This is a genomic window from Solemya elarraichensis gill symbiont (assembly GCF_002021095.1).
GTDB lineage: Bacteria > Pseudomonadota > Gammaproteobacteria > Chromatiales > Chromatiaceae.
This window is the reverse complement of the sequence record NZ_MPRK01000046.1, coordinates 1-9,808: the sequence shown is the minus strand read 5'-3', so window position 1 is coordinate 9,808 and position 9,808 is coordinate 1. Positions and strand designations below refer to the sequence as shown.

General features: G+C 54.2%; 4 protein-coding genes and 1 pseudogene. 1 reads left to right on the top strand and 4 read right to left on the bottom strand.

Translation table 11 applies throughout. The features are described 5' to 3' along the window. Positions 1-609, top strand: a pseudogene (locus tag BOW51_RS11080) (hypothetical protein); the annotation flags it as partial. Positions 610-647: 38 nt separating this feature from the next. Here the strand turns inward: BOW51_RS11080 and BOW51_RS03765 are convergent. The 4 genes from BOW51_RS03765 to rpoB all read right to left on the bottom strand — a co-directional run. Continuing rightward, the gene (locus BOW51_RS03765; RefSeq protein ID WP_306341485.1) at positions 648-2,852 is read right to left on the bottom strand and encodes a RelA/SpoT family protein; all 2,205 of its coding nucleotides are present in this window, start codon (positions 2,850-2,852) and stop codon (positions 648-650) included. 207 nt (positions 2,853-3,059) lie between these two features. Further along, a complete protein-coding gene (gene rpoZ / locus BOW51_RS03760; RefSeq protein ID WP_078476509.1) occupies positions 3,060-3,338 on the bottom strand; it encodes a DNA-directed RNA polymerase subunit omega in 279 nt (92 codons plus the stop codon). A 3-nt stretch (positions 3,339-3,341) separates the two neighbouring features. Next, a complete protein-coding gene (gene rpoC, locus BOW51_RS03755; protein WP_078476508.1) occupies positions 3,342-7,568 on the bottom strand; it encodes a DNA-directed RNA polymerase subunit beta' in 4,227 nt (1,408 codons plus the stop codon). A 19-nt stretch (positions 7,569-7,587) separates the two neighbouring features. Continuing rightward, positions 7,588-9,808 (bottom strand): DNA-directed RNA polymerase subunit beta (gene rpoB / locus BOW51_RS03750; protein WP_078476507.1); only part of this gene is annotated, 2,221 nt, incomplete at its 5' end.

Sequence of the window (9,808 nt, the reverse complement as noted above, 5' to 3'; positions counted from 1 at the left end):
CGTGAAGCTTTTCCACAGGTGCAACTTCAAGAGAGTGAGCCAGCCGCTCCTGCTCCACAGACCATCTACCAGGCAAACGACGCAACTGCTGTTGCTGCGCCAGATACCATCGAGCAGGAAAGCCAACAGGCAACTGAAGCGGCTATAGAAGCCATGCCGGAGCCAATGACAATGACAGAAGCTCCTGCAAGCGCGGAAATGGCAGCGCCTGTCACGGAAGTAATGCAGCAGCAAACTGAAATGCCGCAAATGCCTGCAGAATCTGCTCCGGCAAGTGAAGTAATCCCGCAGCAGGCACCGGCAGAAGCAACTGCTCCAGTTGCACAGCCCCCGGTCGAATCAGCTGTTCCAGTTACACAACCTGTGTTCAGGCCGACTACTCCAGCTGCAGAACCTGTGGTCGAGGCCAAGCCAGCGGTTCCAGTTACTCAGCCTGTAGTTGAACAAGTGGCTGCGCCAACCGAGTTGGCCCATGGTTCAGTCGCGCAGGAAGCCGCTACCGAGGCCCAGGCTGCTGAGCCAATGCCTGCTACGGAAGAGCTGAAAGAGAAGGCGTTGGAGCAGTTACTCGAAACCTTCGGGACTGAACCGTCTCAACCGGCAAAGTAATCCCGCTCAGGAAGGACTATCTTTGTGCGATATCCGGGCTAGCCAATAATACGCGTCAACCTGTTGACGACAGGAACATGCCGCAGGCTTTTCATCAGGCGTGACAGGTGGCGCCTGTCGTGAACACTGAGTGTAACGAGCAGTACCGAAATACGCCCGTCATAGTCATCCGTACGAATTGATTCGATATTTGATCCGGCATCGGCAATCGCCGATGCGACGGTCGCCAATACACCGGGCTGATTGCTCGCCTCAACGCGCAGCACGACCGGAAAACTACCCTTGATACTGGATTCCCATGCGACATCAACCCAGTTTTCCGGGTACTTGCGCATGTCCGAAATATTCGGGCAGGTCGCATGATGAACGACGATGCCACGCCCGGGGTGAAAGGTACCGATGATCGGGTCACCCGGAATCGGATGGCAACAACGTGCATAACTGACCACCATACCCTCGGTGCCACGTATATTGACGCGCTGAGCTGCCAACGGCTGCGCCTCACCGCCTGATCCCGCGTCACCCTCTGTACCGCCATCAGCGAGGCGTTTTGCCACCAGGCGCGCCGGGCGGTTACCCAGCCCCACGTCAGCCAGAAGATCATCAAACTCGCTATAGCCAAGCTCTTCGCGTAACTCCTCTATTACCTGTTGCCCGTACTTTTCGAGAGATCCCCCATAGAGCTGCAGCTCAGATGCAAGCAGTTGCGCACCAAGTTGTACGGCATCCTGCCTCTGCAGGTTTTTCAGGTAGCTGCGAATCGATGCACGTGCCTTGGAGGTCACTGCAAAATCAAGCCAGCGCGGGTTGGGACGACTCTTTTCCGCGGTATGGATTTCGATGGTCTCGCCGTTATGCAGGCGGGTCTTTAACGGCACCATGCGCTGATCGATACGTGCAGCAACACAGTGATTTCCGACTTGTGAATGCACCGCGTAAGCAAAATCGATTATTGTCGAGCCCTTCGGCAGCACGATAATCTTGCCCTTTGGAGTGAATACGTAGACTTCGCCCGGAAACAGGTCGAGCTTGACGTTCTCGAGGAACTCCATCGGATTGGCCGACTCCTTCTGCACATCAAGCAGGTTCTTCAGCCAGTCAATACTGTTGCGTGCAGTACTGCTGCCCGCCTCGCCACTCTTGTAATTCCAGTGTGCGGCAACCCCGCTCTCTGCAACCTGGTCCATCGCCTTGGTGCGAATCTGCACCTCGATCGGACCACCATGCGGACCAACCAGTACAGTGTGCAAGGCCTGGTAACCACTCGCCTTGGGTATTGCAATATAGTCCTTGAAGCGTCCGGGTCTGGGCGCATAGACATGGTGTACGCTGCCAAGCACCCTGTAACAGGCATCCACGTCATCAACAATAATGCGGAAGCCGACCACGTCGGCAATCTCTGAGAAAGGGACCTTGCGATCACGCATCTTCCTGTAAACACTGAAAAGATGTTTCTCTCGATAGACCACATCAGCATGGATCTTTTCACGCATCAGCTGACCGCGTATCGCGGCGAGCGTACCGCTGGTCAGCTCCTTGTGAAAGCCATGGTGCTTGACCACCGCCTCCCTCAGTATGCGATAACGCATCGGCCAGTGCGCCTGGAAGGCTAAATCCTCAAGTTCATGACGTAAGCGGCTGATACCGAGGCGCTGTGCGATCGGCGCATAGATTTCGAGCGTTTCGCTGGCGATGCGCCGCGCCTTCTCGGGACGCATCACTCCGAGCGTGCGCATATTATGCAGTCGGTCGGCCAGCTTGATCAGGATGACCCGAATATCCTTGGTCATCGCGAGAATCATCTTCTGAAAACTCGCTGCCTGAGCCTCTTCGCGTGAGCTGAAATCGAGTGATGTCAGCTTGGTCACACCGTCGACCAGTTCTGCCACCTCTTCGTCGAACTGCTCGGTGAGCTGTGACTTTGCAGTCGGCGTGTCCTCGATAACATCATGCAACATGGCAGCGATAATGCACTTGTGATCCATGCGCATGGTCGCAAGAATATGTGCGACTGCAATCGGGTGATAGATATAAGGCTCACCGGAAAGGCGTTTCTGGTTGATGTGTGCATCCGCGCCGAAAAGGTAGGCACGGTAGACTTCACTCACCTGTGTTTGCGGGAGGTATGTCTCAAGATAGGAAGTCAGATCGCTGATCAGAAAACGCAGGTCAGGCTGCCCTTTCTCCTTGTGGAGAGGCATATCGAGCTGGGTATTCCCGATCGAAGGCTTGGGCTCACTCAATTTAAGCGGCCGCTATAGAATCTCTGTGATCATCATTAAAGAATAACACCAGATAGCAACTTTACAACAGTAGGTTGTGGAATGAAATACAATCGCACCGGGATCAGCCTCCCGCTCCAGCACCCAAACCTGCAGAAAGAAGCCAAAAAAAACCGCCACTCAAATGAGCGGCGGTTTATCAGGATTGCTTCAAAAGCACCCGATCCGTTACATTCCGGCAAGTTCCTCGCCAAGTGCAAAAATCAGGTCTTCCTCGCTAATTTCCTCGGGAACATCTTCAACTGCAAGAGCAGCATCAAGTGACTCGTTGGAAACCAATCCCTCTGCGATCTCACGCAGGGCGATGACAGTCGGCTTGTCGTTCTCTTCCGGTAGCAGCGGCTCAACACCCTCTGACAACTGGCGAGCTCGCCTGGTTGCAAGCAGAACCAGGTCGAAACGGTTATCGACATGCTCAAGGCAGTCTTCTACTGTTACACGTGCCATTGGTTATTCTCCTGTGCCTTTTTCATCAGACTCTTCGGAAACGCTGAGCGCCTCCTTGATTGCTGCCTCGACTTCCTGCGCCGCAAGCGTTGTATCGACTTCAGTCTCTTCTACCACGCGGTTATCTTTGCGGGTCCTGTGATAGGAGAGGCCTGTTCCCGCAGGAACCAGACGACCAACGATAACATTTTCCTTGAGGCCGACAAGATCATCGGATGCACCGCGAACGGCTGCTTCCGTGAGTACTCGTGTGGTCTCCTGGAAAGATGCCGCAGAGATGAACGACTCGGTCGCCAGTGATGCCTTGGTAATACCAAGCAGTACCGGATCATAGAGCGCAGGCTGCTTACCTTCCGCAACCAGCTTCTCGTTGGCTTCGAGTACGCGTGAACGCTCTGCCTGTTCGCCCTTGATAAAGCGCGAATCACCAGAGTCGGTAATCTCAACCTTACGCAGCATCTGGCGAATAATGACCTCGATGTGCTTGTCGTTGATTCTTACACCCTGCAAGCGGTAAACGTCCTGAATCTCCTTGACCAGGTATTCAGCAAGATGTGTAACTCCACGCAGGCGCAGAATGTCGTGCGGTACGAGTTCGCCATCAGCAATAATCTCACCACGCTCAACATGCTCACCCTCGAACACATCGATACGACGCCATTTTGGAATCAGGGTCTCGGTTGTTTCACCGTTCTGATCAGTGATGACCAGACGCTGTTTACCCTTGGTTTCCTTACCAAAACCGATGGTTCCCGATGACTCTGCAAGAATCGCAGGCTCTTTCGGTTTACGTGCCTCGAAGAGGTCGGCAACTCGTGGCAGACCACCCGTGATATCACGAGTCTTCGATGACTCCTGCGGGATACGCGCAAGGGTGTCACCAATCTTAACCGCGGCGCCATCCTTAACGTTGACAACCGAACCTGATGGCAGGAAGTAGGAAGCCGGAATATTGGTATGTGCAATATTGACGTCTGTGCCCTTCTCATCAATCAGCTTCACCATCGGACGCAGATCCTTACCTGCAGATGGACGTGCCTTTGGATCGATAACTTCAAGCGACTTCAGGCCGGTGATATCGTCAGTACGACTTGCGACAGTAACGCCCTCTACAAAATCGACGAACTGCAGGATACCTGCAACCTCGGTAATAACCGGATGCGTATGCGGATCCCATGTTGCAATCAGCGTACCGCCTTCAATTTCCGATCCATCCTTGACCAGCAGGGTTGCACCGTATGGCAGCTTGTAGCGCTCACGCTCACGGCCAAGTTCGTCAAGCACGTGGACTTCACCGGAACGCGAGGTAACAACCTGGTTACCTGACTCCTGCTCAACATACTCGAGATCGCTGTAACGAACCTTACCGCCATTCTTGGCATCGATGCTGTTTGCAGCAGCAGCTCGTGATGCGGCACCACCGATGTGGAAGGTACGCATGGTCAGCTGGGTTCCCGGCTCACCGATACTCTGAGCAGCGATAACACCGACAGCCTCACCGGTATTCACCTGGTGTCCACGAGCGAGGTCACGACCATAGCACTGGGCACAGACACCGACGCGTGCATCACAAGTGATAGCAGACCGTACCCACACCTGGTCCACACCGTTATGATCGAGCGTATCGACCCAGCGCTCATCAAGCAGCGTGCCAGCTTCACACAACAGCTCTTCAGTTGTCGGGTGATAGATGTGCTGTGACACGACACGACCGAGAATACGCTCGCGCAGAGGCTCGACAACGTCACCACCCTCGATGATCGGAATCATCAGGATGCCGTTTTCTGTTCCACAGTCATCCTCGAGGATAACCATGTCCTGCGCTACGTCGACGAGACGGCGTGTCAGGTAACCCGAGTTTGCTGTTTTCAGAGCGGTATCCGCAAGACCCTTACGAGCACCGTGAGTTGAAATAAAGTACTGCAGGATATCGAGACCTTCACGGAAGTTTGCCGTGATTGGTGTTTCGATGATCGAGCCATCCGGCTTGGCCATCAGGCCACGCATACCGGCAAGCTGACGAATCTGCGCTGCCGAACCACGAGCACCGGAATCGGCCATCATGAAGATCGAGTTGAACGAGTTCTGTTGAACATCGTGACCCTCTGCATCCTTGACAGTCTCCTTACCGAGCTTGGTCATCATCGCCTTGGCGACCTGGTCGTTGGTATGCGACCAGATATCGATAACCTTGTTGTAGCGCTCACCCTGGGTAACGAGACCGGAAGCGTACTGGTTCTGAATCTCCTTAACCTCTGCTTCTGCAGACGCAAGAATACTCTCTTTCTCCGGTGGAACCACCATGTCGTTTGAACAGATGGAAACAGCCGCGCGGGTTGCATAACGGTAACCCGTGTACATCAGCTGGTCAGCGAAAATAACTGTCTCTTTCAGTCCGACGCGACGATAGCAGGCGTTAACCAGACCGGAGATGGCGCGCTTGCCAAGCTCCTTGTTCATCAGTTCGAATGAGAGCCCTTCAGGCAGGATTTCTGCAAGCAGCGCACGACCGACAGTGGTATCGATAATGGTCGTGGTGGTTTCACTGCCACCGTCGTCATCATTGATGGTCTGGGTGATGCGTACCTTAACCTTCGCTTGCAGGTCAGCCGCACCTGAATCATAGGCACGGCGCACCTCGTGAATGTCGGAGAAGATCATGCCCTCGCCCTTGGCATTGACTCTTTCGCGGGTCATGTAATAGAGACCAAGAACAACGTCCTGTGACGGTACGATGATCGGCTCACCATTCGCAGGCGAGAGGATGTTGTTGGTCGACATCATCAGCGAGCGGGCTTCGAGCTGTGCTTCCAGCGACAGGGGTACATGTACCGCCATCTGGTCGCCGTCGAAGTCGGCGTTGAACGCGGTACAGACGAGTGGATGCAGCTGAATCGCCTTGCCCTCGATCAGAACCGGTTCAAATGCCTGGATACCAAGACGGTGAAGTGTTGGTGCGCGGTTAAGCATGACCGGATGCTCGCGGATAACCTCTTCGAGGATATCCCACACTTCCGGATCACCGCGCTCAACCATCTTCTTGGCAGCCTTGATGGTGTTTGCGAGTCCGCGCCACTGCAGCTTGCTGAAGATAAATGGCTTGAACAGTTCAAGTGCCATCTTCTTCGGAATACCACACTGGTGCAGGCGCAGTGTCGGGCCGGTCACGATAACCGAACGGCCAGAGTAGTCGACACGCTTACCGAGCAGGTTCTGACGGAAGCGACCCTGCTTGCCCTTGATCATGTCTGCAAGTGATTTCAGCGGACGCTTGTTTGAACCTGTAATGGCACGACCACGACGACCATTGTCGAGCAGCGCGTCTACAGATTCCTGCAGCATACGCTTTTCATTACGTACAATGATATCCGGAGCCATCAGTTCAAGCAGTCGCTTGAGACGGTTGTTACGGTTGATAACACGACGATAGAGGTCGTTGAGATCAGAAGTTGCGAAGCGGCCGCCATCAAGCGGTACCAGCGGACGCAGTTCCGGTGGCAGTACAGGCAGCACTTTCAGGATCATCCACTCGGGGCGGTTACCTGAACTCTGCAGGGACTCAAGCAGCTTGAGACGCTTACTGAGTTTCTTGATCTTGGTCTCGGACTTTGTCGCACCCATCTCTTCGCGCATGCGATCGATCTCTTTCGAGATATCGATCGTACGCAGCAGTTCGAAAACGGCCTCGGCGCCCATACGAGCATCGAATTCGTCGGCGTACTCTTCGACAGCCTCGATGTACTGCTCGTCAGAGAGCATCTGGTTGCGTTCGAGCATGGTCATGCCAGGCTCGATAACCACGTATGACTCAAAGTAGAGTACACGCTCGATATCCTTCAGCGTCATATCCAGCAGCAGGCCGATACGTGATGGCAGCGACTTCAGGAACCAGATGTGAGCACAGGGCGCAGCCAGTTCAATATGTCCCATACGCTCACGGCGTACTTTTGAGAGCGTGACTTCAACGCCACACTTCTCACACACTACACCACGGTGCTTGAGACGCTTGTACTTTCCGCACAGGCACTCGTAGTCATTGACCGGGCCAAAAATCTTGGCACAGAAAAGACCGTCGCGCTCCGGCTTGAAGGTACGGTAGTTGATTGTTTCAGGTTTTTTGACCTCTCCGTATGACCACGAACGGATCATCTCCGGAGACGCCAGGCCAATGCGGATTGCATCAAACTCTTCTACCTGGTCCTGTTTAAGGACATTCAGCAAATCTTTCACAATTGATCTCCCGGCGTGATTACTCTTGTTCCAACTCGATATTGATACCGAGTGAACGGATCTCTTTAACAAGGACATTGAAGGATTCCGGCATACCGGGCTCCATGCGATGATCTCCATCGACAATGTTCTTATAGATACGTGTACGTCCGTTGACGTCGTCCGACTTGACCGTCAGCATCTCTTGCAGCGTGTAGGATGCGCCGTAGGCCTCGAGTGCCCAGACCTCCATCTCACCGAAGCGCTGGCCACCAAACTGTGCTTTACCACCAAGTGGCTGCTGGGTAACCAGGCTGTACGGACCGGTTGAACGTGCATGCATCTTGTCATCAACCAGGTGGTTGAGTTTCAGCATGTACATGTAGCCAACAGTGACCGGACGTTCAAATTCTTCACCTGTGCGACCGTCGGTGAGAGTCATCTGACCACTCTCCGGTAGGCCTGCCAGTTTCAGCATGCCGCGGATCTCATCCTCGTGCGCGCCGTCGAATACAGGTGTCGCCATTGGTACACCACCACGCAGGTTGCCGGCCATCTCGAAAATCTCGTCATCACTGAAGCTGTCGAGGTCCTCACTCTTGCCGCTGGTGTTGTATACCTTGTCGAGGAATCCACGTACTTCCTTGGCGTTCTTCTGCGCATCAAGCATCTCGCCGATTCTGTCACCAAGGCCCTTGGCGGCAAAGCCGAGATGGGTCTCAAGTACCTGTCCGATATTCATTCGAGACGGTACACCCAGCGGGTTGAGCACGATGTCGACAGGAGTACCATTTTCGTCGAAAGGCATATCCTCGACCGGAACAACCTTTGAGATAACACCCTTGTTACCGTGGCGTCCCGCCATCTTGTCACCAGGCTGGATACGACGCTTAACGGCAACATAGACCTTAACCATCTTCTGTACGCCTGGAGCGAGGTCATCACCGGTAGTCAGCTTGAGGCGCTTCTCTTCGAACTTATCGCGATAGTCTTCACGCTGGTTCTTCACCTGCTCTGCAACCATCTCGAGTTGCTTGGCGGCATCTTCGTTGTGCAACCTGATCTCAAGCCACTGATCCTGCTCAAGCTCGGCGAGATACGCCTTGGTAACCTTGGTGCCCTTCTTGATCTTGTTGGGGCCGCCATCGGCAACCTTTCCGATCAGCATCTTCTCAACACGCGCGAAGGTATCGAGCTCCATGAGACGCAACTGGTCGTTAAGGTTCTGGCGAACACGCTCGAGTTCGGCTTCTTCGATCTCCAGTGCACGTGCATCCTTCTCGACACCGTCACGGGTAAAGACCTGTACATCGATAACGGTACCGCTGATGCTTGATGGCACACGCAGCGAAGTATCCTTAACATCAGATGCCTTCTCACCGAAGATTGCACGCAGCAGTTTCTCTTCCGGAGTCAGCTGGGTTTCGCCCTTCGGCGTGACCTTACCGACCAGGATGTCACCATCCTTGACCTCGGCACCGATGAATACAATACCGGACTCGTCAAGACGACCCAGTGCAGACTCACCGACATTCGGAATATCTGCTGTAATCTCTTCTGAACCCAGCTTGGTGTCACGCGCCATGCAGGTCAGCTCTTCAATATGAATCGTGGTGAAACGATCCTCCTCGACGACACGCTCCGAAATTAGGATGGAGTCCTCGAAGTTGTAGCCGTTCCACGGCATGAAGGCGACACGCAGGTTCTGACCAAGAGCCAGCTCGCCCTTGTCTGTTGACGGGCCGTCAGCAAGTACGTCACCGCGTGAAATCTGGTCACCGGTACGTACCAGCGGACGCTGGTTGATACAGGTGTTCTGGTTTGAACGCATGTACTTGGTCAGGCTGTAGATATCTACGCCTGACTCACCGGCAATCGCTTCGTCGTCATTGACGCGTATAACGATACGCATGGCATCGACTGATTCGACATGACCGCCGTGACGGGCAATTACACCAACACCCGAGTCGATAGCAACAACGCGCTCGATACCTGTACCGACCAGGGGCTTGTCTGCCTTCAGGGTTGGTACCGCCTGGCGTTGCATGTTTGAACCCATCAATGCGCGGTTTGCGTCATCGTGCTCGAGGAATGGAATCAGCGCCGCAGCAATAGATACGATCTGTTTCGGCGACACATCCATGTACTCGATCTTGTCTGGAGTCGAGAGTGTAAATTCGTTCTGGAAACGGCATGAGACGAGCTCTTCCGTCAGCGCGCCCTTGTCACTCAGCACGGCGTTCGCCTGTGCGATCATGTAA